Annotated in this window: 25 protein-coding genes; 14 read left to right on the top strand and 11 right to left on the bottom strand. The window is 59.7% G+C overall.

Features of this window, described 5'->3' with window-relative positions; all coding sequences use genetic code 11:
• Positions 1–10: 10 nt before the first annotated feature.
• Positions 11–148 carry a hypothetical protein gene (locus tag LC334_RS06185; protein WP_176237639.1) on the bottom strand — a complete coding sequence of 46 codons (138 nt, stop codon included), beginning with the start codon at positions 146–148 and terminating at the stop codon, positions 11–13.
• Between the two features lie 14 nt (positions 149–162).
• Between LC334_RS06185 and LC334_RS06180 the strand changes: the two genes are divergently transcribed.
• Entirely contained in the window at positions 163–2379 is a 2217-nt protein-coding gene (locus LC334_RS06180) for a calcium-binding protein (protein ID WP_085799374.1), read from the top strand.
• A gap of 48 nt (positions 2380–2427) precedes the next feature.
• On the opposite strand, the gene LC334_RS06175 is transcribed toward LC334_RS06180, so the two are convergent.
• The gene (locus LC334_RS06175) at positions 2428–3501 is read right to left on the bottom strand and encodes a DUF2793 domain-containing protein (RefSeq protein ID WP_085799543.1); all 1074 of its coding nucleotides are present in this window, start codon (positions 3499–3501) and stop codon (positions 2428–2430) included.
• A 239-nt stretch (positions 3502–3740) separates the two neighbouring features.
• Here LC334_RS06175 and rfbC point away from each other — a divergent pair, with 239 nt between their 5' ends.
• The 10 genes from rfbC to LC334_RS06125 all read left to right on the top strand — a co-directional run bounded on the left by rfbC (position 3741) and on the right by LC334_RS06125 (position 13627).
• Entirely contained in the window at positions 3741–4313 is a 573-nt protein-coding gene (rfbC, locus tag LC334_RS06170; RefSeq protein ID WP_085799542.1) for a dTDP-4-dehydrorhamnose 3,5-epimerase, read from the top strand.
• Positions 4310–5350, top strand: coding sequence for a dTDP-glucose 4,6-dehydratase (rfbB, locus tag LC334_RS06165; RefSeq protein WP_085799373.1), 1041 nt, complete (start codon positions 4310–4312; stop codon positions 5348–5350). Before rfbC ends, rfbB begins: the two co-directional genes overlap by 4 nt.
• A gap of 25 nt (positions 5351–5375) precedes the next feature.
• On the top strand, positions 5376–6233 hold the full coding sequence (gene rfbD / locus LC334_RS06160; RefSeq protein ID WP_085799372.1) for a dTDP-4-dehydrorhamnose reductase: 858 nt from the start codon (positions 5376–5378) through the stop codon (positions 6231–6233).
• Positions 6230–7096 carry a glucose-1-phosphate thymidylyltransferase RfbA gene (gene rfbA, locus LC334_RS06155; RefSeq protein ID WP_085799371.1) on the top strand — a complete coding sequence of 289 codons (867 nt, stop codon included), beginning with the start codon at positions 6230–6232 and terminating at the stop codon, positions 7094–7096. The genes rfbD and rfbA overlap by 4 nt, the downstream gene beginning before the upstream one ends.
• Before the next feature lie 97 nt (positions 7097–7193).
• The gene (locus LC334_RS06150) at positions 7194–8093 is read left to right on the top strand and encodes a fatty acid desaturase (protein WP_085799370.1); all 900 of its coding nucleotides are present in this window, start codon (positions 7194–7196) and stop codon (positions 8091–8093) included.
• A gap of 70 nt (positions 8094–8163) precedes the next feature.
• Complete coding sequence (locus tag LC334_RS06145; protein WP_085799369.1) at positions 8164–8970, top strand: methyltransferase domain-containing protein; 807 nt, start codon at positions 8164–8166, stop codon at positions 8968–8970.
• A 61-nt stretch (positions 8971–9031) separates the two neighbouring features.
• Complete coding sequence (gene pheS / locus LC334_RS06140; protein WP_085799368.1) at positions 9032–10105, top strand: phenylalanine--tRNA ligase subunit alpha; 1074 nt, start codon at positions 9032–9034, stop codon at positions 10103–10105.
• Positions 10039–10476, top strand: a complete 438-nt coding sequence (locus LC334_RS06135; protein ID WP_370737938.1) for an SMI1/KNR4 family protein — start codon at positions 10039–10041, stop codon at positions 10474–10476. Before pheS ends, LC334_RS06135 begins: the two co-directional genes overlap by 67 nt.
• Before the next feature lie 297 nt (positions 10477–10773).
• Positions 10774–13173 (top strand): phenylalanine--tRNA ligase subunit beta, encoded by a 2400-nt coding sequence (gene pheT / locus LC334_RS06130; RefSeq protein ID WP_085799366.1) that lies wholly within the window; start codon positions 10774–10776, stop codon positions 13171–13173.
• 4 nt (positions 13174–13177) lie between these two features.
• On the top strand, positions 13178–13627 hold the full coding sequence (locus tag LC334_RS06125; RefSeq protein WP_085799365.1) for a GNAT family N-acetyltransferase: 450 nt from the start codon (positions 13178–13180) through the stop codon (positions 13625–13627).
• A gap of 33 nt (positions 13628–13660) precedes the next feature.
• Here LC334_RS06125 and LC334_RS06120 read toward each other — a convergent pair whose 3' ends face one another.
• Positions 13661–14581, bottom strand: a complete 921-nt coding sequence (locus tag LC334_RS06120; RefSeq protein WP_139836319.1) for a hypothetical protein — start codon at positions 14579–14581, stop codon at positions 13661–13663.
• A gap of 166 nt (positions 14582–14747) precedes the next feature.
• Between LC334_RS06120 and LC334_RS06115 the strand changes: the two genes are divergently transcribed.
• The 3 genes from LC334_RS06115 to LC334_RS06105 all read left to right on the top strand — a co-directional run bounded on the left by LC334_RS06115 (position 14748) and on the right by LC334_RS06105 (position 16701).
• Positions 14748–15197, top strand: a complete 450-nt coding sequence (locus LC334_RS06115; RefSeq protein ID WP_085799363.1) for a YtoQ family protein — start codon at positions 14748–14750, stop codon at positions 15195–15197.
• A gap of 159 nt (positions 15198–15356) precedes the next feature.
• Positions 15357–15782, top strand: a complete 426-nt coding sequence (gene mscL / locus LC334_RS06110) for a large conductance mechanosensitive channel protein MscL (RefSeq protein ID WP_085799541.1) — start codon at positions 15357–15359, stop codon at positions 15780–15782.
• 112 nt (positions 15783–15894) lie between these two features.
• On the top strand, positions 15895–16701 hold the full coding sequence (locus LC334_RS06105) for a mechanosensitive ion channel family protein (RefSeq protein WP_085799362.1): 807 nt from the start codon (positions 15895–15897) through the stop codon (positions 16699–16701).
• Between the two features lie 16 nt (positions 16702–16717).
• Here the strand turns inward: LC334_RS06105 and LC334_RS06100 are convergent, their stop codons facing one another.
• The 8 genes from LC334_RS06100 to LC334_RS06065 form a co-directional block, all read right to left on the bottom strand.
• The gene (locus LC334_RS06100; protein ID WP_085799361.1) at positions 16718–17197 is read right to left on the bottom strand and encodes a transglycosylase SLT domain-containing protein; all 480 of its coding nucleotides are present in this window, start codon (positions 17195–17197) and stop codon (positions 16718–16720) included.
• 95 nt (positions 17198–17292) lie between these two features.
• Positions 17293–17724: a cupin domain-containing protein gene (locus tag LC334_RS06095; protein ID WP_085799360.1), complete on the bottom strand. Its 432-nt coding sequence runs from the start codon at positions 17722–17724 to the stop codon at positions 17293–17295.
• A gap of 51 nt (positions 17725–17775) precedes the next feature.
• Positions 17776–19260 carry a mannose-1-phosphate guanylyltransferase/mannose-6-phosphate isomerase gene (locus tag LC334_RS06090; RefSeq protein WP_085799540.1) on the bottom strand — a complete coding sequence of 495 codons (1485 nt, stop codon included), beginning with the start codon at positions 19258–19260 and terminating at the stop codon, positions 17776–17778.
• Positions 19261–19348: 88 nt separating this feature from the next.
• Entirely contained in the window at positions 19349–20626 is a 1278-nt protein-coding gene (locus LC334_RS06085) for an amidohydrolase family protein (protein ID WP_085799359.1), read from the bottom strand.
• Positions 20626–21570: an ABC transporter permease gene (locus tag LC334_RS06080; RefSeq protein ID WP_085799358.1), complete on the bottom strand. Its 945-nt coding sequence runs from the start codon at positions 21568–21570 to the stop codon at positions 20626–20628. Before LC334_RS06080 ends, LC334_RS06085 begins: the two co-directional genes overlap by 1 nt.
• A gap of 4 nt (positions 21571–21574) precedes the next feature.
• The gene (locus LC334_RS06075) at positions 21575–22624 is read right to left on the bottom strand and encodes an ABC transporter permease (protein WP_085799357.1); all 1050 of its coding nucleotides are present in this window, start codon (positions 22622–22624) and stop codon (positions 21575–21577) included.
• Positions 22614–24173, bottom strand: a complete 1560-nt coding sequence (locus LC334_RS06070; protein WP_085799356.1) for an ABC transporter ATP-binding protein — start codon at positions 24171–24173, stop codon at positions 22614–22616. Before LC334_RS06070 ends, LC334_RS06075 begins: the two co-directional genes overlap by 11 nt.
• Positions 24174–25199: a BMP family protein gene (locus tag LC334_RS06065; RefSeq protein WP_085799355.1), complete on the bottom strand. Its 1026-nt coding sequence runs from the start codon at positions 25197–25199 to the stop codon at positions 24174–24176.
• Between the last annotated feature and the right edge of the window lie 118 nt (positions 25200–25317).

Below are 25317 nucleotides of genomic sequence, written 5' to 3'. Positions count from 1 at the left end.
AAAGGTTATTTCACATGTCTTCAGCCGGAAAAGTATCTTCTAAAAATAACTGAAAATCTGCCATTCGAGTCGTTAATTCGCCAGATTGTACCACCGGCTTTGCCGCGGTTTTGTCGCGATACGCCCGCATGATTTCGACCTCGGTCAAGTGGGAGCATCTCAATGGTACAGTATTCATCTTCATCGGTTCATGATGGCAGCCTCAGCGGTCCGGTCACTGGTATCGTTGATCTGGACATGGCACTGTTCGGCGGCGAGTGGAAGCTTTTCGCCACCAACGAGGCCGACGACAGCATCAGCGTCCTGAACATACTGGACGCCAACGGTGCCACGCCATCCGGGGCGGCCACCACCGTTCCAGCCGCGAATTTTTCAGCAACGAATCTGGATATTGTATCGGCCAATGGAGGCGAATATGCCATATTCACGGGTGACGGTGCCGGCTTCCACACAAACTATGAAATAACATCCACCGGTCAGATCGGGCCGAGCTATTTGCTTTTGCCGCTATCGGGACATGTGGGCGAACTGGAAACGATTTCAACCGCGTCGGTGGGAGGCCAAACCCTGGTTGCGACATCGCAAGCAGGACAATCGGGATTTACCATTCAAAGAGCTCCGTTTGATCTGGAGCTGTTCCTGATCCAGAATGTCGCCGTGCCAGGTGGCGATATCGCCGATGTTGAATTGATCTCGTTCGGCGCGACGGGTCTTGCGATTGCGATCGATAGGGCCGACAACAAGATACTTTCTTACACTGTCGCCGGGAACGGTACGCTGACGGCGGCGGATACGCTGGGCGTTGCTGACGGGTTGAGCATGATCGAGCCGGACATCCTGCGTATTGTTGACGTGGCGGGCAAGAACTTCGGGGTTGTCGCCGCTGGTAGCAGTTCGTCGATCAGCGTATTTGAGATCGCCGATGACGGTCAATTGACTGCCCGGGACCATGTGATTGACGGTCAGGGTACCCGCTTTGCCTCGATTTCAGAGCTTGCGGTGGTCGAGGCAAATGGCCGCACATTCATTCTGGCCGCTGGCGCCGATGATGGCATGACCCTGCTGGAGTTACTGCCCGATGGGCGCATGATCCACCATGCCACCATAGACTCTGCCGATGCATCTACCTTGCAGAACATCTCGGCGGTGACCGGTGAAGCGCATGACGGCACCTTGCATGTCTTTGTCGCCAGTGAGACCGAGGCGGGCCTGACCGAACTCACATTCGACCTGGGCACCACCGGCGTGGTTCAGGACGCTGGGTCAGGCGCCGACACGATCAACGGCGGGGCGGGAGATGACGTGCTTTTTGGCGGTCACGGAGACGACGATGACGTTCTTTTCGGCCATGACGGAGACGACATTCTGGTGGCAGGACACGGCGTCGACAGCCTGACTGGCGGACTGGGCGCGGATGTCTTCGTGTTCGGCAATAGTCCTGACGGCGGCCAGGTCGAAGATTTCAACGTCGCCCATGACATGCTGGACCTGTCAGGCTGGTCATTGCTGCAGGATGCGTCCCAGCTGAACTATACGAGCTATCAGAACCGGGTCGATGTCAGCTTTCAGGGATACAACATTACCGTTTTTTCCCATAATGGCCGCGACCTGGACCCCGACGACGTTGCTGATCGCATCATCATCAATCCTGGCCATTCGATCATCTCGGAAACGCCCGCAAGTGCAAATCTGAATGACACACACCACGGCACGGCCGGAGATGACGTACTCTTTGGCAATGCCGACCAAGATGTGTTTTATGCAAGCACGGGCGCAGATATATATGTCGGTGGTGGTGACTTTGATATGGTGACGTTTGAAAACGCGACCAACCGTATCAAGTTCGACTTCGAGGGCCCCAGAAAACAGAACCGCGGCGAGATCAGGGATGACAAGCTCTATTCAATCGAAGGCGTGGAAGGGACGGATTTCCAGGACGTGCTGAAAGGCAACCTGCGCGACAACTGGTTCGATGGCGGCGATGGTGGGGACATTTTAGCTGGGCGAAAAGGTCACGATCAGCTGCAAGGCGGCGCGGGCGATGACATACTCAACGGCGGCGATGGCCGAGATACGCTGATCGGCGGGTCCGGCGATGATGTCTTGTACGGTGGCAGGGGCGTGGATGCGTTTCATTTCGCGTCAGGTCGCGACAAGATCAAGGATTTTACCATCCTAAAAGATACACTCCATATTGACGGCGCTTTGCTGGCCGATCCGACAATGACCGCCAGCGAAGTGCTCGATACCTACGGTCGGGATCTCGGGCGTAAGGTTTTGCTTGATTTCGGATTGGATGGTAACGGCGACAGCCAGATGATCATTCTGCAGGGTGTGCGGAATCTGGACGTGCTGACGGACAGCCTGTTCGTCTTCTGAGCAAGGGGCCGTTGCCGCATCTCACCAAGCGACACGTGCAACACCCGCCTAGCCAATCTTATACCCCCAGAAGCTGATCTCGTCGGCCTGAAAATAGCCCGAAAACGCGCTGAACATGCCCTGCAATTCCACGGTGTCGCCAGCGTTTAACCGAGCCACCGCCAGTGTATTAATGAAGGTGGCGCCGTCTTCGTGACCACCGGTATTTCGGCCAAAGCTGCCGGGCAGTGCCGTCGTCCCATTTCTGACAATCCGCGCATTCAACCGGGCGCCGTTGCTTGCGTCCTGCTTGAACAGCAAATGCCCACCGAACTGGTAAAGCCCGTCAACCGGCGCGGTGAAAAGATTGGTGCCCGCATCAAATCTGCCCTGATCATTGTAGTCGAGCGCGTTCACGCCAATTTTTACCCAAGAATCCGCTGCACCGAAATTGTCGAAATTGGTCGTCCCGGAAAAACGTGGCAGGTTGGGCTGATCAGTTATGCCGGTGGTATTGTCAATCACCAGACCATCCAGAAAATTGGTGCCATCGGCGCTTACTGACATCCGCAGCTTATCCGTGCCCAAAAGACCAAGAACCGCCCGGGTCGCAAAATCCGTCTGCAGAATAAAACCTGCATCATTGGCAGCGCTTTCCTTGTTCAGCGTTTGGGTCAGATTACCTGTACCGCTGTCTGTAGCGTACCGGGCCGTCCACAGCGCATTGTTCAGTTTAGCGGTGAACGGCGCGCTGGCAGTGTCATCACCGATGCCAAGCCCGGTCAGGTTTTCCAGCAGGCTACCGCCCACCACCTGCCAGCCAGTGCCGTCAAACGCTTTCAGCAGGCCCGCGTCGATCACGAAGATGCGCCAGCCCGGGCGCGGGGCATAGAACAACCATGCGCCTTGCTCGTGGCTGGCGATCATGCCGTCCTGTCCGGCCCACTCATTCTGTCCACCGACCGGTACCAGATACCGCTCGCCCTCGCTGCTGACGGCGGGCGGCGTATCCGACGTATCCGACAGAACCGCCAGTTGTGTCACCGTATCCAGAATGCGCAGCGCCTCGTTATGGGTCACATGTTTCTGGGCCTGCGACGGCGCAATAATCGGCAGGTTGAGATTGGGCAGGTTGTTCGACATGAAAGGATCCCTGTGGCTGAAGGCTCGCCCGAACCCTGTCGCGCAATGCTTTCCGATCTCTGTGAGGGTCGCGCCGCCCGTTAGCGGTTTGTTCAGATACGCACGGGCCACAACGTCCTGACCATCGGTACATTGGCCTAGAAAATGTCGAATTCCGGGGCTGGTCTCGCAGGGGGCGTGACTCCCGGTGCTGCTCTTGTTAAATGGCCCCGGATGATTGACGATTGGCGGAGCTTACCTTGGACGTTCAGCACACAAATCTTGAGGGTGTCAAAGTTCTGACGCCGCGCCGTTTCGGCGACGAGCGCGGGTTCTTCTCGGAAAGCTGGAGCCAGCGCGTCATGGCCGCCGAGGAGCTCGATTATGACTGGGTGCAGGACAACCATTCGCTTTCGGCCCGTAAGGGGACCGTTCGTGGCCTGCATTTCCAGGCGCCGCCGCATGCGCAGGACAAGCTGGTGCGCTGCGGCCGGGGTGCGCTTTACGATGTGGTGGTGGATATCCGCAAGGGCTCGCCCACTTATGGCCAGAGTTTCGGTACGGTGCTGAGCTTTGCCAACGGCAAGCAGCTTCTGGTGCCCAAGGGCTTCCTGCACGGGTTTTCGACTTTGGAGCCGGATACCGAGATCATCTATAAATGCTCGGATTACTATGCCCCGGAATGCGACGGCGCGGTGCGCTTCGATTCGCCTGATCTGGGCATTGACTGGCAGTTGGACGGGGCCGAGGCGCTTCTGAGCGAAAAGGATGCCGCCGCACCGCTCTTTGCCGATTTCGACAGCCCGTTCACCTATGAAGGAGCCGCCCCATGAAACTGATCGTGACCGGCGGGGCCGGGTTCATCGGCTCGGCAGTGGTGCGGCAGGCGGTGCGCGACGGGCACACGGTCGTCAATCTTGACGCGCTGACCTATGCGGCCTGTCTGGAAAATATCGCCCCGGTGTCGAACAGCCCGAATTACAGCTTCGAGCATGTCGATATCCGCAACCGGACCGACCTGGACCGCGTGTTCGACACCCACCAGCCCGACGCGGTGATGCATCTGGCCGCCGAAAGCCACGTGGATCGCTCGATCGACGGCCCAGGCGACTTCATCGAGACCAATATCACCGGCACCTACAACATGCTGGAAGCCGCCCGCACCTACTGGACCGGCAAGGGCAAGCCCGACAGTTTCCGCTTCCACCATATCTCGACAGATGAGGTGTTCGGCACTCTGGGCGACGAGGGCCAGTTCACCGAGGATACGCCCTACGCCCCCAACTCACCCTACTCGGCGTCGAAAGCCGCCAGCGACCATCTGGTGCGCGCCTGGGCCGAAACCTACGGGCTGCCTATCGTGATGACCAATTGCTCGAACAATTACGGGCCCTATCACTTCCCCGAAAAGCTGATCCCGGTGGTCATCTTGAACGCGCTTCAGGGCAAGCCGATCCCGGTCTATGGCAAAGGCGAAAACGTCCGTGACTGGCTTTATGTCGAGGATCACGCCGACGCGCTGCTGACCGTGCTGCAAAAGGGCGAGCTGGGCCGCAGCTACAATATCGGCGGCGAGAATGAGGCGAAGAACATAGATCTGGTCAGGATGATCTGTGCCATCCTTGATCAAAAACGACCCGGCGCGAAACCCTATGCCGATCAGATCAGCTATGTCACCGACCGCCCCGGCCACGATCTGCGCTATGCCATTGACCCCACACGCATCGCCACCGAACTGGGCTGGCGCCCCTCTGTCACGCTGGAGCAGGGGCTCGAAAAGACCGTGCAGTGGTATCTGGACAACGAAGACTGGTGGCGGGCGCTGCAATCGCGTGACGGCGTTGGGCAACGTCTGGGCAAGGCCGGTTAACGCCTGCGGTGCGAAAGGTATCGGAATGACAATTCTCGTCTTCGGCAAGAATGGGCAGGTGGCAACCGAATTGGCATGCCTGCCGGGTGCGACCTGTCTGGGCCGCGATCAGGCCGACCTGACCGACCCCGCCGCCTGCGCGGCGAAGATCACCGAGCTTACGCCCGCCGCAGTGATCAACGCCGCCGCCTACACCGCCGTGGACAAGGCCGAATCCGAAGAGGATCTAGCCAGCGTGATCAACGGTGACGCTCCCGGCGCGATGGCGCGGGCCTGTGCCGATCTGGATATCCCGCTGGTACATATCTCGACCGACTACGTTTTCGAAGGCGGCGGCACCGCGCCCTGGCACCCTGGTGACGCGACCGGCCCGCTGGGGGCCTATGGCAGCACCAAGCTGCAAGGTGAAGACGGCGTAAGGGCCGCCGGTGGCCCGCATGCCATCCTGCGCACAAGCTGGGTGGTCTCGGCCCATGGCGCGAATTTCGTCAAGACCATGCTGCGCCTCGGGGCCGACCGTGACCGCCTGACCGTGGTCGCCGACCAGATCGGCGGGCCAACCCCCGCACGCGACATCGCCAAAGCCTGCCACCGGATCGCGCAAAGCCTGATCGCCGATCCGTCCAGATCCGGCACCTACCATTTCTCGGGTGCGCCCGATGTCAGCTGGGCCGATTTCGCCCGCGAGATTTTCGCACAGGCCGGGATCACCTGCGATGTTGCGGATATTCCCACATCGGACTATCCAACCCCCGCGACACGACCGCTGAATTCACGCATGGACTGCTCAACGCTTGAGGCGAGTTTCGGCATCGCCCGGCCCGACTGGCGCAAGGGTCTGGCTGACATCCTGAGCGATCTCGACAAAGGAACCCCCTCATGACAAACCGCAAAGGCATCATTCTGGCGGGCGGCTCGGGCACGCGGCTCTATCCGATCACCAAGGGCCTGTCGAAACAGCTTCTGCCGATCTATGACAAGCCAATGATCTATTACCCGCTCAGCGTGCTGATGCTGGCGGGCATTCGCGAGATTGCGATCATCACCACCCCGCAGGATCAGCACCAGTTCCAGCGCATGCTCGGCGATGGCAGCCAGTGGGGCCTCACATTCACCTACATCGCGCAGCCCTCGCCGGACGGGCTGGCGCAAGCGTTCATTCTGGCCGAAGAATTTCTGGCCGGTGCACCCTCGACCCTGGTGCTGGGCGATAACATCTTCTTTGGCCACGGCCTGCCCGAACTTCTGGAGGAGGCGGACCAGAAGGAAACCGGTGGCACCGTTTTCGGGTATCAGGTGGCCGATCCCGAACGCTACGGCGTGGTCGATTTCGACACCGACGGCACCGTGCGCGAAATCGTGGAAAAACCCGAAGTGCCACCCTCGAACCACGCCGTCACCGGGCTTTACTTTGTCGATGGCACCGCGCCCGAAAAGGCCAGACAGGTCAAACCCTCCCCGCGGGGCGAGCTGGAAATCACCTCCCTGCTGGAAATCTACCTGAAAGAGGGCTCGCTCGACGTGCAGCGCATGGGCCGAGGCTATGCTTGGCTTGATACCGGCACCCATGGCAGCCTGCTCGACGCCGGCAACTTCGTCCGAACCATCGAGAAACGGCAAGGCCAGCAGATCGGTTGCCTGGAAGAGATCGCCTATGACATGGGCTTCATCAGCCACGAAGCACTGTTGAAACAGGCCGAGCAATACATGAAGAACGATTATGGCAAGTACCTGAAAAAGCTATAATTTCTGAGCGCCTGAGCGCCGGCAGGGTGCGGCGCTGGCCTAAGGTGCCTGTTCCGTCGTAGCATGGGCCTGCCATCCGCAGACAGGGACTGCGCCCATGGATCACAAAGCCTTCATCGCCAGCCTGCCCGCCGACACGCTGGCCGACCTGAACCGGCGCGACGACGCACCCGGCCTGCGCCATCTGGCGGGCCATGCGGCGCTGATTACGGGCTTCGGGCTCTGGATCGCCCTGGGCCTGCCGCTCTGGCAGGTTGCGCTCGTGGGACAGGGGATTGCCATCTGCTTCCTCTTCACGCTGGAACACGAGGCCACCCACAAGACCCCCTTCGCCGATGAGCGGCTCAGCGAATGGGTCGGGCGCATTTGCGGCGTGCTGATCGCGCTACCATTCGAGTGGTTCCGCTATTTTCACCTGGCGCACCATCGCCACACCAACGTGCCCGGCAAAGACCCGGAACTCATGGCCGGGGCCAAACCCGACACCATCGGCACCTATATTGTGCATGTCACCGGCATCCCGTTCTGGGTCGATATGCTCGACCGGATCATCGGTAGCGCCTTTGGCCGCGACCCCGGCGATTTCGTGCCTGAGCGCGCCCACCGCAGGGTGATGGTGGAGGCCCGCTGGATGCTGTTGATTTACGGCCTGACTGTCGCCAGCCTTTTCGTCACGCCGCTGCTTTTCTGGGTCTGGCTGTTGCCCTGCCTGCTGGGCCAGCCCTTCCTGCGCCTTTACCTGCTGGCCGAACATGGCCGCTGCGCCTTTGTCGCCAACATGTTCGAAAACACACGAACGACCTACACCAACCGCATCATCCACTTTCTGGCGTGGAACATGCCCTACCATGTCGAACATCACACGCTGCCGCAGGTACCTTTTCACAGGCTGCCTGATCTGCACGTCCATATGCAGGGGCGGCACAAGGTGACATCCGACGGCTATCTGCGCTTCACCGGTGAATACCTCAACACTCTGAAACAGCCCTTGCCCTGAGGCAGTTTGGATTCTCCGCTGGGACGTATATCCTGAGGTCTCGAAACAGATAGTCTCAGGGACCACGCCGATGTCAGACCCCTATGCTAATCTCGGAAACGCCGCCGAGGACATTCAAATCGCCATCGCCGACGCAATGGATGCGCGCAGCATCGATCCGGCGCAGGTGGCGATGCGCCATGCCTATATGTCCGAAATCACCGTACCAGGGGGCGCCTTTGCCGTCGAAATGGGCAGCGGCACCGGCCATATCACCCGCGATCTGATCACCGTTGCCAGAGCCAGCCGCGCGCTTGGCATCGAACCTGCCGCACTGATGGTCGAGCGGGCGCGGACACATCACGCCAATCAGCCGGGGCTCAGTTTCGAGGTCGGCGACGCCAAGGCGACGGGGCTTGATAGCGGCTCGGTCGATCTGGTCTTGATGCACACGCTCCTGTGCCACGTGCCCGGGCCCGAAGATGTCATGACTGAAGCATTTCGCATCCTGAAACCCGGCGGCACTCTCGCCATCTTCGACGGGGATTACGATACCGCCACCGTCGCCATCGGGGATTTCGATCCGCTGGAGCCGGTGGTGAAATACATGATCGACGCGAATGTCCATAACCTCTGGCTGCCTCGGCAACTGGTGCCGCTGGCTGCGGCTGCTGGCTTTGCCACCGGTGAAGTCCGGGCGCATGGCTATATCGCCAGCGGCGAGGCCGCGTATTTCATGTCGGTGATCGACCGCGCGCTGACCAAGATGCAGGCCGAACGGCTTTTGACCACGGCAGGCGCGGAAGGTCTGAGGGCCGAAGCGCAGGCGCGCATCGCCGAAAACCGGTTTTTTGGCTTCATGTCCTATACCAGCATGTTGGCCACCAAACCCGCATAGTCTTGCAAGCTTGGCTCATGCACGGTAACCCGCCTGCAAACCCGATTGCAGGACAAACCCGATGGACGATCTACGCGACAAATACCTGACTGCCATTGCCGCCGCCGCCGATGAGGCCGCGCTTGAGGACCTGCGTGTGCAAGCCGTCGGCAAGAAAGGCGAAGTCAGCCTGCAAATGCGCGAGCTGGGCAAGATGACAGCCGAAGAGCGACAGGTGGCCGGCCCGAAGCTCAATGCCCTCAAGGATGAGATCAATTCGGCCCTTGCCGCCAAGAAACAGGCGCTCGGTGATGCGGCGCTGGACGAGCGGCTGAAGACCGAATGGCTGGACGTGACCCTGCCCGGCCACCGCCGCCGTCCCGGTACCATCCATCCGATTTCGCAGGTAACCGAGGAAGTGGCCGCGATCTTCGCCGATATGGGCTTTTCCGTCGCCGAAGGGCCACAGGTGGAAAGCGACTGGTATAATTTCGACGCGCTGAACATCCCCGGCCACCACCCGGCCCGGGCCGAGATGGACACGTTCTATATGCATCGCGCCGAAGGTGACGAGCGCCCGCCGCATGTGCTGCGCACCCATACCAGCCCGGTGCAGATCCGCTCGATGCAGGACCACGGCGCGCCCATCCGGATCATTGCCCCCGGTCGTGTTTACCGCGCCGACTATGACCAGACCCACACCCCGATGTTCCACCAGGTCGAGGGGCTGGCTATCGACAAGGACATCTCGATGGCGAACCTGAAATGGTGCCTTGAGGAATTCGTGAAGGCGTTCTTTGAGGTGGACGATGTGGAGCTGCGCTTCCGCGCCTCGCATTTCCCCTTCACCGAACCCTCGGCCGAGGTCGACATCCGCTGCTCGTGGGAGGGCGGCACGCTGAAGATCGGCGAAGGCGACGACTGGCTGGAAATCCTCGGCTCCGGCATGGTTCACCCGCATGTGCTGCGCTCGGGCAATATCGATCCCGATCAGTGGCAGGGCTTCGCCTTCGGCGTCGGCATCGACCGCATCGCCATGCTGAAATACGGCATCCCCGACCTGCGCGCTTTTTTTGACAGCGATCTGCGCTGGCTGCGGCATTACGGATTTGCCAACTTGGATGTGCCGACGCTGCATGGTGGGTTGTCGCGATAGTTTCCCCTACCACGCTCGAAATCGAAAAACTTACTGCTTATTGGCGTGTACAGATCCCCGATGAGCTCAGATGCTACTGGTTGGAGGCAAAATCTTTTGAAGGTTTTTGCGGCGACAAGCGCCAAGGCGAATATGTCCAGTTCTATAGCGCACGCGATGCCTTGACTGAATTTGGGCTAGCAACCAAAGAGTTTATGCCTTCAGGGTTCTTGCCTTTGGGTAGCAACGGTTCGGGAGAGCTCATCGTATACTCAGAGAATATTGGGTATGGTCTTCTTGGCGCAATTCATGGGGGCGCAGCAGATTTTGTTCTGGTAGCCGATACTCTCGCTGGCTTCTGGCAAAAGTCGGTAGAAGGTAATTGGCTCTAAGCACAGCAAATTGTTTGTAGGTGTAGGTTGCATGAAACCGCCCTAAGGACTGATCAGCAAACCGCGCGATTGCCAGACCGCGGGGTGGCGATGCGACGATTGTTAGGGGCACTTTATACCAGCCAGATACATGTGACCTCTGAGCGTTGCGCGACTCCTCCAAATCGCCAGCCCTTGCGGGCGGTCTGGCGATCGCGCGGCGGCCTTCGGCCTTGATTCCGCGCGGGTGGGCTTCCCCCTCTGGCGCATATCCGCTAAAGCGCTCGTGACCCAAGATTTACCTGCGGATGACGGCATATGAAATTCACGCTCTCCTGGCTCAAAGACCATCTCGACACCGATACTTCGGTGGCGGAAATCGCTGAGGCCCTGACCGATCTGGGGCTTGAGGTCGAAGGGATCGAAAACCCCGCCGAGCGGCTTGCCGATTTCACCATTGGCAAGGTCATCCATGCCGAACAACACCCCGATGCCGACCGGCTGCGCGTCTGCAAGGTCCTGACCGACGAGGGCGAGTTGCAGGTCATCTGTGGTGCTCCGAATGCCCGCACCGGCATCACCGCCGTCATCGCCAAGCCCGGCACCTATGTGCCCGGTATCGACACCACCATCGGTGTCGGCAAGATCCGGGGCATCGAGAGCCACGGCATGATGTGTTCGGAACGCGAGATGGAACTCAGCGACGAACATGATGGCATCATCGAGCTGCCATCAGGCGAGATCGGCGAGCGCTTTGTTGACTGGCTGGCGGCGAATGATCCCGGCAGGGTCGATCCGGTGATCGAAATCGCAATCACCCCCAACCGCCCGGATGCGTTGGGTGTGCGCGGTATTGCACTTGATCTGGCGGCGCGTGGTCTGGGGACGATGAAGCCCGCCCAAACCGCGCATATCGAAGGACAGTTCCCCTGCCCGATCAGCGTGACCATCGACGATGACACGCGCGACAATGGCTGCGAGGTCTTCGCCGGCCGCCTGATCCGTGGTGTCAGCAACGGCTCCAGCCCCGAATGGCTGCAAAAGCGCCTGAAAGCCATCGGCTTGCGCCCGATTTCAAGGCTCGTGGATATCACCAATTTCTTCACCTATGACCGCAACCGTCCGCTGCATGTGTTCGATGCGGACAAGGTAAAGGGTAACCTGCGCGTGCGCCGCGCCTCGGGGGGTGAAACCCTCGTGGGTCTGGATGAGAAAGAGTATACCTTCGGCCCTGGCCAGGTAGTGATTTCCGACGCTGAGGGCATTGAATCCATCGGTGGCATTATGGGCGGCCTGGCCACCGGTTGTACCGGCGAGACCACCAATGTCTTCCTTGAAGCCGCCGTTTGGGACCACATCCAGATCGCCACGACCGGTCGTGCGCTCAAGATCAATTCGGACGCGCGATACCGCAACGAACGCGGCATTGACCCGGCCTTCAACATGGAAGCCGTCGACCTGGCGACGCAGATGATCATTGATCTCTGCGGTGGTGAGCCGTCGAACCTTGTTGTCGCGGGCGAAGTGCCCGATGTCAGCCGCGCCTACACACTCGATCCTGCGCGCGTGCGATCGCTTGTCGGTATGGACATCCCCGAATCTGAACAGCGCCAGACCCTGACCGCGCTTGGCTTCCGGATGGAGGGAAACCAGGCGCATGTACCCAGCTGGCGCCCAGATGTCATGGGCGAGGCCGACCTGGTGGAAGAGGTCGCGCGCGTGGCCTCGCTGACCAAGCTGGTGGGCAAGCCGTTGCCGCGCCTTCAGACCGGTGTGCCCAAGCCGATCCTGTCCGCCTCGCAAAAGCGCGAACAGATCGCCCGGCGAACTAGCGCCGCGCTTGGTTACAATGAATGCGTGACCTACAGTTTCATCGATCAGGCCAGTGCCGCGCTGTTTGGTGGGGGCAATGAGGCAACGATGCTGGCCAACCCGATCAGCTCCGAGATGAGCCATATGCGTCCCGATCTGCTGCCGGGCCTGTTGCAGGCAGCGGCGCGCAATCAGGCGCGCGGGCAGATGAACCTGGCATTGTTCGAGGTTGGCCCGGCATTTCACGGCGGTGAGCCGGGTGAGCAGCATACCCAGGTCGCGGGCCTGCTTGTGGGCCGCACCGGCCCCAAGGACGTGCATGGGCAGCAGCGCGCGATTGACGTCTATGACACCAAGGCAGATGCCGAGGCCGTGCTATCGGCGCTTGGCGCACCTTCGAAGGTGCAGATCCTGCGCGGTGGTGACAGTTGGTGGCATCCGGGCCGCCATGGCCGTATCTGTCTGGGGCCGAAAAAAACCCTCGGTGTCTTTGGCGAGATACACCCGCGCGTGCTGCAGGCGCTGGATGTCAAAGGACCTGCCGTTGCCTTCACGATCTGGCCCGGCGAAATCCCGCAACCACGCAACCAGACCGCCAATCGCGGCGCGCTGGAACTGCGCGACCTGCAGGCGGTTGAACGTGATTTCGCCTTTGTCGTGGATGCCGATATTGAAGCCCTGACGCTGGTCAATGCCGCCGCCGGGGCTGATAAATCCCTCATCGAAGACGTTCGCGTATTCGATGAGTTCATCGGAGGTGCTCTGGGCGAAGGCAAGAAATCCCTTGCCGTCACCGTTCGGCTGCAACCAACTGAAGCCACATTAAAAGATGCTGATATCGAAGCGATTTCTGCCAAAATCGTAGAGAAGGTGATCAAGGCAACCGGTGGCGTTCTGAGGGGATAGCGGCTTGGGCTACACTCTTCGCCGCGCCGTAACCGCCGATGCCGGCGCGTTGGCGAGTTGCATCAAGGCGGCCTATTCGGGGTATGTCGCGGCTGGCATTGACCTGCCGCCTGTATCCGAAGGCGTCAAAGACGATATCGACAACAATATTGTCTGGGTCGCCGTGGACGGCGATAAGGTGCTTGGCTGTGCCATCGTGTCTGTCACTGGCGAGGTGGCGCATCTGATGAATGTGGCCGTCGCGCCGGATCAGTCAGGTCGTGGCATAGGCAAGGCGCTGATTGTGGCGATCATCTTTTCGGCGCGTGATGCCGGACACGCCATCATCGAATTGACCACCCATCAGGATATGCCACATAACGTGGCGCTCTATCAGCACCTGGGTTGGGAGGTCACCGGACAGGACGGCAACAAGATACTTATGGCCCGTCAGATCGACGCTACCCAGACTTGATCGCGCCGCCGCCGGCAAAAAAGCCGCTGTCCGTCACGCGCTTCCCAAAACAATACCAGGATACCCGCGACAGATCGCTTGCCAATCCAAGGTATATCGAAACGTTAGATGCGCAGCTTCCTCTTCTGACCACAGGCTAAAAGAAGGATTTCTGGCGGAAATTGGATATTTTCTGACGGCCGCCCGAACGACCGGTCGCGTAATTTCCGGGCCGCTCTCCGGCCCCACCTGATCCAAGATATGTTTTATCGCGTTCCCAGAAAGCGTCCCGAACAGTCGGTCTGACGGGGTCACCTCAAAGCCTGGCGCAAGTTCTGAAAATATCAACGGTTCAAGCGCCTCGAAATCCTCGTATCGCCAGATTTTCAGTGCCGCGGACGGAAACGCAGCGCGCAACTCGGTCAATACATCAACCCAGCTACGATGCATCAGCAACAGTGATGCGTGCAATTGCTCCGGGTCAAAAATGTTACCCCGTCGCACAGCGGTCGTGACATTTGACGAAAAGAAACTGCCGTAGTCGCGCAAAGAGAGCAGAAACGTCACATTGGGATGATCCAGCGGTTTCGGCAGGTTTGCCAGTTTGCTCGTCAAATTCGGGTAGAGCGACCTCCGATTGAGGTTGTTGCGCGGTGACCCGATTAGGCCCTCTTCGGACACCACGATCCGGCGCGTGTCCGGATCTGCCGCCATTTCGCCCAGCAACGTGGTCAGATTCCGTTTCTTGCTACCCGCCCCGTCGCCGGATTCAGCGGCAGCGCCCTGTGTCTTCTTACCCTGCAACATGCCGGTGCCGCGCAAATCACTGGGCAGCACCATCAGGATGCCCTGCGATTTCAGGGGTTCCCGTTGCGCATTCAGGGCTGACTGGATGTAGGTCGTGGCAGTTTTATGGGCACCCATGTGGATGACCAGCTTGTTCCGCTGCAGAAAGTCCCTCAATTCTTCGTCCAATGAACTGCCCTGTAATCGGCGGCATCGCCTTCTCCGCCTCTTTCCTTGGATATCATCGGTGCACCCCGCGTCAATCGCAAGCCGGGGAACCTGCAACGGCGGGGCTTGCCCCCGTCCGCCGATGCCTTACAAACTCGCAGATCAGTGTACCTGAGGAGGACCGGACATGACCCTGAAAATCTATCTCTCCGGCGAGATACACACGGATTGGCGCGAACAGATCATCGAAGGCGCCGTTGGATTGGATGTCAGCTTTTCAAGCCCGGTGACGGATCACGGCGCCAGTGATGATTGCGGCGTCGCCATTCTGGGCGCGGAACCTGACAAGTACTGGCATGACCACAAAGGCGCGATGATCAATGCAATCCGCACCCGCAAAGGTATCAGCGATGCGGATGTCGTCGTGGTACGTTTCGGCGAGCAGTACAAGCAATGGAACGCGGCCTTTGATGCGGGCTATGCGGCTGCACTTGGCAAATCGCTCATTATCCTGCAGCGCCCGGAACATGACCACCCGCTGAAGGAGGTTGATGCCGCCGCACTGGCCGTCGCGCGTGAGCCGTCCCAGGTAGTTGATATCTTGCGCTATGTGCTGGATAGCACCTTGCCGGAGTGACCTGAAAACCGGGTCAGCTGGGTGCGAATTGGCAAAATCTCGCTCCGAGGGAAAATGAGACATTTTTTCCCATTAAAAGAGTCTGCATGTTTTTTGCATTTCATGTTACTCAATTCGCGGCGGGCGTGAACAGGCCGCATGAAAAATGGTGAGGGACAAATGATTCAAGAATTCAAGGACTTCATTGCCAAGGGCAATGTTATGGACATGGCGGTGGGTATCATCATCGGCGCGGCATTCACGGCGATTGTCGGCTCGCTTGTGGCCGACCTGATTAATCCGATCATCAGCCTTTTCATGGGCGGGATCGATTTCTCGGGCATGCATGTGATCCTGGGCGAAGGCGAATTTAGCTCGATGGCCGCCGCCGAAGAGGCGGGCGCTGCCGTCTTTGCTTATGGCCGCTTCATCATGGCGATCATCAACTTCCTGATCATCGCCTGGGTGGTTTTCCTGTTGGTCAAGGCGGTGAACAAGGCGAAGGATGCCGCCGCTCCCGAGGAAGAGGAAGCACCCGCCGAAGACCCCGGCCCGTCCGAGTTGGATATCCTGATGGAAATCCGCGACTCGCTGGCAAAAAAGTAAGAACCACGTCGTAATTGCGCAACAAAAGGGGCCTGCCATTGGGCGGGCCCTTTATTTTCGGGCTTCGATCGATAGGTGGTGCACTGAAGCGCGAAAAGAATAGGGAAACGGGATGGAACAGATAGTCGAACAAGTCCTTAGTTATGGGCCAATCTTGGTTGATGCCGCCAAAGCCCTTGTGGTGCTGGTCATCGGCTGGGCGGTGGCGGGCATGGTTGCCCGATTGGTCAGCCGCAAAGTGAATGCCAACGAAAATATCGACAACACTATCGGGAATTTTGCCGCCAATCTGGTGAAATGGGTCATCCGCCTGATGGTGGTGATGGCAGTTCTGGGCATTTTCGGGATTGAGGCGACCAGCCTTGTCGCGGTCATGGGTGCTGCCACGCTTGCCATCGGCATGGCGTTGCAAGGCACGCTTTCCGATCTGGCCGCCGGCCTGATGCTGGTAATCTTTCGGCCATATTCGCAGGGGCAATATGTGGATATCGGCGGCACTTCGGGCACGGTGCAGCAAATTGCGCTGTTTTTTACCGAATTGGTGACGCCCGACAACGTGCAGGTCATCGTGCCCAACGGCAAAGCCTGGGGCGAGATCATCACCAACTATTCCCACCACGATACCCGCCGTCTGGATCTGACCTTTGGTATCGACTACGCCGACGACGCCGAAAGCGCGAAAAAGCTGATCGCAGATATCGCCGTACAGGAGCCACGCATACACAAAGACCCGGAGCCATGGGTACGTGTCACCAATCTGGGCGACAGCAGCGTTGATATCACCGCGCGGCTTTGGTGCGACAATGCCGAATACTGGGACCTGAAATTCACTCTGACCCAGCAGATCAAGGAAGCGATGGATACCAAGGGCATTTCGATCCCCTACCCACACAGTGTCATCGTGCAACGCAACGGATAAAAAAACCGACCCGGGATCATCGGCAATGTTTGGCGATCTCCCGGTTCAGCAGCCCGGTTTCCACCAGTTGGCAACGGTTACGGGCCTCGTAGTAATAACCACGTGCATACCACATCACCGCCCGATCCATGTTGCCGTCTGACACCAGCCAGGCCCCGCGCAAATATTTCACCGCCCATTTCAGGTTGGTTTCGGCATCCAGCAAGTCATTCGGCCTGCCGCGGAACCCCATGATGCCGGCGGTTTCAGGCAGGATCTGCATCATCCCGTAGTATGGGCCGTTGCGGGCTTTGGGTCGATAGTCGCTCTCGCGCTGGATCACTTTATGCACCAGCGGGCGCGGCACCTCGTAATGATCGGCATAGGTATTGATCTGTTGGCGCAGCGCCGGAGTTTCATTCGGATAAAGCGGTGGCTCGACGGGGCCGGGATCGCTCAGACTGGAACAGGCGGCGACAAATGCCAAAAACGTTACCAGCCAAATGCGTTTGACCATATCCCGATCCCTCTTCTGTCCACCTAAGTCGTCATGAAGCGCAAGACCTTGGCTGCTCGCAAGAAGCGAAAAACCGAGCGGCAACTTTCCGCCCGTCAACCACTGCAGCTCTCTTTCAGCGTCACCCAGATCAGCTCCACCGGCGCATCGCCGGAGTTCACGGATTCGTGGTCTTCCGCGATATCTACCGGCCCATAGAACCCCACCGATCCTGCAGGCGAGAAGCCGGATGTCACCCGGCTGCCATAACGCACCGTCCAATGCGCATCGGTCAGCATGATATAAAGTTGATCGGGCGAGTGCGCATGTACACCCTCCCATTGCCCCGGCGGAAAACTGAAACGCTGAACAACCATTTTGTCATTCTCCAGCACCAACCGCCCGGGAATGTTGGGATAGCTCTGGCCGCAATCCTGCGCAGATTGGGCCATCGCATTCTGGACAAAGGGGCCCGCGCCCCAGGCACCCACACAAATACCAGCAACAAATCCCGCCAGGATCAGCAGTTTTGCGATCGCGCTTTTCATTGTAGCACTCCCTCAGAGGCTTCCCGCCAGCATACAGCAAAAGCCGCGAGTTTACCCTTTGGCGCCCTGGCCCCGGTCGTAGACATCTTCGAGGCGCACGATGTCATCTTCGCCCAGGTAGCTGCCGGTCTGTACTTCGATCAAAACCATCGGCACCTTACCCGGGTTCTCCATCCGGTGCACGGCGCCCAGCGGGATGTAGACGCTCTCGTTTTCCGACAGCAGCTTTACGTCGTCATTGATCGTGACCTTGGCGGTGCCCGCCACCACGATCCAGTGCTCGGCCCGGTGGTGATGGCTTTGCAGGCTCAGGATACCGCCGGGTTTGACAACGATGCGCTTGACCTGAAACCGATCCCCCAGAGCCAGCGTTTCGAACATGCCCCAGGGGCGCTGATCCCACGGAAACTCGGTCGCTTGTTTGGCGTCTTTCTGTTTCAGTTGATCAACAACCTTCTTCACATCCTGCGCGCGGGATTTATCCGCTACCAGCACCGCGTCGCGGGTTGAAACAACCATTACGTCCTTCAGGCCAAGCCCGACAAGCTCCACCCCGTCATCCTCAGCCCTCAGCAGGCTGTTCGCGCAATCCACCGCCGTGGCAGACCCGTGCACGGCATTGCCGTCACCATCTGATCCCATTTCGCGACTGACCGAATCCCAGTCACCCAAATCGGACCAACCACCGTTGAACGGAACAACCACGAGATTATCGGCCTTTTCCATGACCGCGTAGTCGATCGAGATATCCTCGACAGCCTTCCACGCCTCGGGGTCGATGCGAAAGAAATCCAGGTCCGGCTGGGTTTTCTCGACCGCCGTGCGGACCTGATCCACCAGCTGCGGCGCATGAGTGTGAAACGCATCCAGAATGCCCTTGACCGAAAACAGGAAAATCCCGCCATTCCACAGGTAGTTGCCGCTGTCCAACATCGCCTGTGCGGTCTCGCGGTCGGGCTTTTCCACGAACCGCGCCAGCGGAATCGGGCCTTTTGCCTCGGAGGGGTCGGCGGTCAATTCCAGATAGCCATAGGCGGTCTCGGGCCGGTTCGGGGCGATGCCGAAGGTGACCAGATTGCCGTCGATCGCAGCGTCCTTGCCCATCTGCACCGCAGCGGCGAATTCGGCGGAACTTGGGATGATATGATCCGACGGCGCCACCAGCATCAGTCCGTCCGGATCGCGTGCCTCCAGCCACAGCGCTGCGGCCAGAACCGCCGGCGCGGTATTGCGCCCTTCGGGTTCGATCAGGACGGTGCCATTCTCGATCCCTTCCGCGCGCAATTGTTCAGTCGCGATAAAGCGGAAATCCGAGCCCGTGATCACCACAGGTTCGGCATAATCCGGGCCGGACAAACGACAGGCCGAGGCCTGAAACAGGCTTTGATCGCCCACCAGTTTGGTAAACTGCTTGGGATAGCTTTTGCGTGACAGCGGCCACAGGCGCGTACCGGACCCACCGGCAAGCAATACAGGGGTAATCTGGGTCAAAAATGAACTCTCCCGGCCAGGATCACAAAGAATTTGCGCACGCATAACACGAAATTTCGCAACGCACAGCATATGAACCCGCTGATATGGTTAATATATGGCGAATTTTCGAAATCACGGTGCAGCGGATGGGTCAGCTATGGGCGCTGTGCCGTCTTCGCACCGTGTCGTCGCGCCCGGGCAGGTTCAGTGATGCATCGCTACGCGGGGTGGAACTTATCAGCTTGCCCTTGGCCACCACATGCAGCCGTGTGGCGCGCAGCCGCACCGCTTCGATCGGGTTGCCCGCATCCAGCACCACAAGCGACGCCTGCGCGCCCACTTTCAGGCCATAATCGCCTAACCCCATGATCGCGGCGCTGTCTGTCGTCACCATGTCAAAGCATTTGCGCATCTCATCCGGCGATGACATCTGCGCCACGTGCAGCCCCATGAAAGCCACGTCCAGCATGTCGCCGGTGCCCAGCGAATACCACGGATCCAGCACGCAATCCTGGCCAAAGCCGACGCGGATGCCCATCGCCAGCATTTCCCTGACCCGGGTCAGGCCGCGCCGCTTGGGGAAAGTGTCGTGACGGCCCTGCAACATGATGTTGATCAGCGGATTGGGGATCGCCGCCACCTCGGCCTCGGCCATCAGCGGCAGCAGTTTTGAGACATAGTAACTATCCATCGAATGCATCGAGGTAAGGTGCGAGCCGGCCACACGGCCCTGCAGCCCAAGCCGTTGCGTCTCATAGGCCAGTGCCTCAATGTGGCGGCTCATCGGATCGTCGGTTTCATCGCAATGCATGTCGACCATCAGCCCGCGCTCGGCGGCGATTTCGCATAGTTCACGCACCGACGCCGCGCCATCCGCCATCGTGCGTTCAAAATGCGGGATGCCCCCCACCACATCGACGCCCATATCCAGCGCCCGGATGGTGTTTTCCCGCGCCGTCGGGTCACGGTAGAACCCGTCCTGCGGGAAGGCGACCAGTTGCAGGTCGATATAATCCTTCACCTTTTCGCGCACGTCCAGCAGCGCTTCGACCCCCAACAGCCGGTCATCGCAGGTGTCCACATGGCTGCGGATGTGCAAGAGCCCCATACTGGCGGCCCAGTCACAATAGGTCAGAGCGCGTTCTACAACCTCATCCTGCGTCATGACCCCTTTCAGCTCGCCCCACAGGCCGATCCCCTCGAGCAATGTGCCAGAGGCGTTGATCCGTGGAATGCCATAGGATTGCGTCGCATCCAGGTGGAAATGCGGATCGACAAAGGGCGGGCTGACCAGATCGCCACTGGCATCAATCACCCGCCCGGCTTCAGCCTCGATCTTTCCGACCTCGGCAATCCGGTCGCCGGTGATCCCGATATCCGCCACGGTCCCATCAGGCAGCGTGCCGCCTTTGACAATCAGATCGAACATCAGCGCTCTCCTTTGTTGAATGGCACCATCAGCGCGGCGGGCACCTCGGCCCGGCGCGACATGACAATCAGCGCCAGGATGCTGAGGAAATAGGGCATCATCAGAAACACCTGATAGGGGATATCGGCCCCCAGCGGCGACTGCTGTATGCGGATTTGCAGCGCGTCAAAGGCGGCGAAAAGAATGGCCCCAAGCAGGGCCTTGCCCGGCTTCCACGCGCCAAACACCACCAACGCGATGCAGATCCAGCCACGCCCGTTGACCATTTCGAAGAAGAAGGAATCAAACGCCGACATGGTCAGGAACGCGCCCCCCACAGCCATCAAACCGCTGCCTATGATCACCGCGCCCATGCGGATACCGGTGACCGACAGACCCTGAGCGGCAACGGCGGCAGGGTTTTCCCCGGCAGCCCGCAAGGCTAGCCCTAAAGGCGTACGGTAGAGCACGACCCAGACCACCCCCACCAGGGTGAAAGCCAGATAGGTCAGCGGTGTCTGTGAAAAGAGCGCCGGACCGATCAGCGGAATATCAGACAGCAAGGGAATTTCGAACGGCTGAAAGGCATCGATCTTGGGCGGCGATGTCACCTCGGGCAGGGCAAGGCGATAGGCGTAATAGGTCATCGACGTGGCCAGCAGCGTCACCCCCAGCCCGACCACGTGCTGCGACAGGCCAAAGGGTACGGTCAAAAGCGAATGGATGAGGCCGAACATCATCCCCACCGCCATCGCCACACAGACGCCGCCCCACAGGCCGAGGCCTGAATAGGCGCCCATCCAGCCGGCAAAGGCGCCCGCCACCATGATCCCCTCGATACCGAGGTTCAGAACGCCTGCGCGTTCGCAGATCAGCTCGCCCAGGGTGGCAAAGATCAGCGGGCTGGCGATGCGGATCGCGGCGGTCCAGAAACTGGCGGACAGCAGGATGTCTATCAGGTCCATATCCCTACTCCCTCACGATCCGGAACCGCGTCAGCATGATCGCCAGCACCATCAGCAGCAGCGCAGTCGCCAGCATGATATCGGCCAGGTAAGTCGGCACGCCCACCGCGCGGCTCATGCTGTCCGCACCCACGAAAATGCCCGCGACGAAAAGCGCCGCTGCCACCACCGCCAGCGGATTGAGCAGCGCCAGCATCGCCACGATGATGCCGGTGTAGCCAAAGCCGGGGCTCAGATCCAAGGTCAGGTTGCCCTTCAGCCCCGATGCCTCGGAAAAGCCGGCCAGCGCCGCCAGCCCGCCGGACAGCAGCGCCGTCTTGATCAGCACTGCGTTGACCGGAATGCCCGCGAACTGCGCCGCCTCACGGTTCAGGCCCACGGCGCGCATCTCGTATCCCAGCGTCGTGCGCCGTTCGATCACCCAGACGACACAGGCCGCGATCAGGGCCAGCCCGAACCCCCAATGCAGCCGCAGACCGTCAAAGATCCTCGGCAGCCGCGCCTCGGGGATCAATCGCGCGGATTTGGGCCAGCCCATGCCCATCGGGTCCTTCAGCGGCCCCTCCAGCAGCATCGAGATGAATAGGAGGAAGATGAAGTTGAACAAAAGCGTTGTCACCACTTCATCGACGCCAAACCGCACCTTCAAGAGCGCCGGTATCAGGAGCACGACGGCGCCCGCCAGCATGGCAAGCACCGCCAGCGTCGGCAACAGCATCCAAGAGGGCAACCCAAGCGCGCCAGTGCCCAGCACCACCGTGACCAACGCCCCTGCATAAAGCTGCGCCTCGGCACCGATGTTCCACAGCTTGGCGCGGAAGGCGACGGCGACGGCCAATCCGGTAAAGATCAGGGGCGTCGCGCGGTTCAGCGTCTCCAGCAGGGCAAATTTCGACCCTGCCGCGCCCTTGATGATCTCGCCCAGCACCAGAAACGGATTGGCCCCCGCCACCATCGCCAGCAGCGATGCAATTACCACCGTCGTGGCAATCGCGGCAGTGGGTAAAAGTGTCGATCGTGCGACTGTTGGATTGGCGATCGGTTCAAGACGCATGCGCTTGCTCCGCGTCGAACCCGTGGCCCGCCATCCAGACGCCCAGTTCGGCTGGGGTCATCGTGCCACGCGGAAATTCAGGCGACAGTCGCCCTTCGGAAATCACGTGGATCACGTCCGACAGGGCCATGATCTCATCCAGATCTTCCGAGATCAGCAGCACCGCGGCCCCCTTGTCCCGCGCATCCAGCAGGCGCGAATGCACATAGTTGACCGCGCCGATATCCAACCCCCTGACCGGCTGATTGGCGAGGATGATCTGCGGCCCGGATTCCAGCACGCGCCCCAGGATCAGCTTTTGCATGTTCCCGCCCGACAGCAGCCGGATGCGCGTGCCCGGCCCGGGGCAGCGCACGTCATAAGTGTCGATCACCTCACGGGTGAACGCCTCGGCGCGGCCCCAGTTCATCCAGCCCCGGCGGCTGAAGGGTGCGTCGCGATAGGTTTCCAATATGGCGTTCTCGGTCAGATCAAATTCGGCGATCGTGCCCGTCTTGTGCCGGTCCTCGGGTATGCGGCCAACACCGCTATGGACCGCCTCGCGCGGTGTCCAGTTAGGATGGGGAGTATCCTTCAGCGTCAGCGTGCCGGTGTCCGGCTGAATGAGCCCACCGATCAGATCGGCCAGCGCCGCCTGACCGTTGCCAGATACCCCCGCCAGCCCGGTGATCTGCCCCGCGCGCAGATCCAGCGTCAGGTCTTTCAGCCCCGGCGCATTGCCCTGATCCGGCGTGCTGACACGCGCCAGACTCATCAACGCTGGGCCAGGCGTTGCCGGGGCAACCTTGGGCGCCGTCACCTCGCTGCCGACCATCAGCGCCGCCAACTGATGTTTGTCTACATCCCTGGTACGTTCCTGAGCCACAAGCTTGCCATGACGCAAGATCAATACCCGGTCCGAGATTGCCATGACCTCGTGCAGTTTGTGAGAAATGAAAATGATCGATAGGCCCAGATCAACCGCCTCACGCAGAGTCTGGAACAGATCGTCAGTTTCCTGCGGGGTCAGAACCGCCGTCGGCTCGTCCAGAATAAGAATACGGGCATCGCGATAGAGCGCCTTGAGGATTTCGACCCGTTGCCGTTCGCCCACCGTCAACGTTCCGACAATGGCGTCAGGATCGACCTGCAGGTGGAATTCGTCAGCGAGCCGGATTATTTTTGCGCGTGTCTTGACCTTGTCGAGGCTGGTTTTCCACAACGAATGGGTGCCCAGCGTCACATTTTCCAGCACGGTCATGTGATCAGCAAGCGTGAAATGCTGGTGCACCATACCCACGCCCGCATCCAGCGCTGCGCGCGGATTGCCCGGTGGCATGGTCTGGGCAAACACCTCGACCGAGCCGCTATCTGCGGTGTACTGGCCGAAGAGGATGTTCATCAGCGTAGTTTTGCCGGCACCGTTTTCACCCAGAAGGGCGATCACCTCACCCCGGCGCAGCGACAGGCTGACCGCGTCATTCGCGATCAGCTTGCCGAAACTCTTGGTGATTTGGTTCAGGCGCAGGACGATGGGTCGATCATCCCGTGCATCGTCCTGCTTTGCCATCTACGAGGATTTCGGTTCTTCGTCGTTAATCTCGACACTGAAAGCACCGGATTTGATCTCCTCGGTCCGCGTGTTGACCAGGTCAAGCGCTTCCTGCGGCACCTTACCTTCGAAAGTGCCGAGCGGCGCCAGCGATGATCCGCCTTCCTTCATGAAGGAATAGGTACCGTAATCGGCAGCGGCGAAACTACCCGCCTGCACTTGCGCGATTGCGGCATCCAGCGTCGGCTCGAAATGCCAGATCGCCGAGGCGACAACGGTCTCGGGATAATCGCCTTGCGTGTCGATCACGTTGCCGATCGCCAGAATACCCTTTTCCTGCGCCGCGTCCGAGACACCAAAGCGTTCGGCATAAAGCACGTCCGCCCCGTTTTCGATCATCGCAAAAGCGGTTTCCTTGGCCTTGGGCGGATCGAACCACGAGCCGATGAAGCTGACCTGGAACTTGATATCCGGGTTCATCTCATGCGCCCCCGCCATGAAGGCATGCATTAACCGGTTCACTTCCGGAATGGGGAAGCCGCCGACCATGCCGATATTGGCAGAATTGGTCATTGCCCCCGCGATAATGCCCGACAGGTAGGATGCATCCTGAATGTAGTTGTCAAAGACCGCGAAATTCGGCAGACCTGCGTCTTCCTTGAAGCTAGAGCCCATCAGGAAGGCGATATCGGGATATTCCGCCGCCACCTCGCGGGCTTCCTGTTCAGCGCCGAAGACCTCGCCAATGATTAGCTTGTGGCCCTGCTCAGCATATTCACGCATCACGCGGGTGTAGTCGGTATTGCTGACATTTTCGGAATACGTGTAGCTGATATCGCCGCGATCCTGCGCCGTGACGGCGGCCTTATGGATGCGACTAACCCATTGCTGTTCGACCGGCACGGTATAGATACCCGCAGTCTTGATCGGGTCCGCCGCCAGCAGCTTCACCGGCGCTGCGGCGACCAGCGTGGCCCCCGCCGTCGTGCCCAAGAACGCGCGTCGCGACAGGGCGCTTCGCAGAGCCAGATTAGTCCGTTTCATATGTTTTCCTCCCGGTTTGTTTTAATGTTTTACCAATTGGTAAAATTTTTACTGCGAAAATGCAAAGAAAATCGTGTCAGCCCTGTCGTGTTATAGGCCGCGCAGTCTGGCCTGCATA

It is taken from the genome of Roseovarius aestuarii, from assembly GCF_019966515.1.
In the GTDB taxonomy this organism is placed as follows: domain Bacteria; phylum Pseudomonadota; class Alphaproteobacteria; order Rhodobacterales; family Rhodobacteraceae; genus Roseovarius; species Roseovarius aestuarii.
This window is presented reverse-complemented; position numbering and strand designations above follow the sequence as displayed.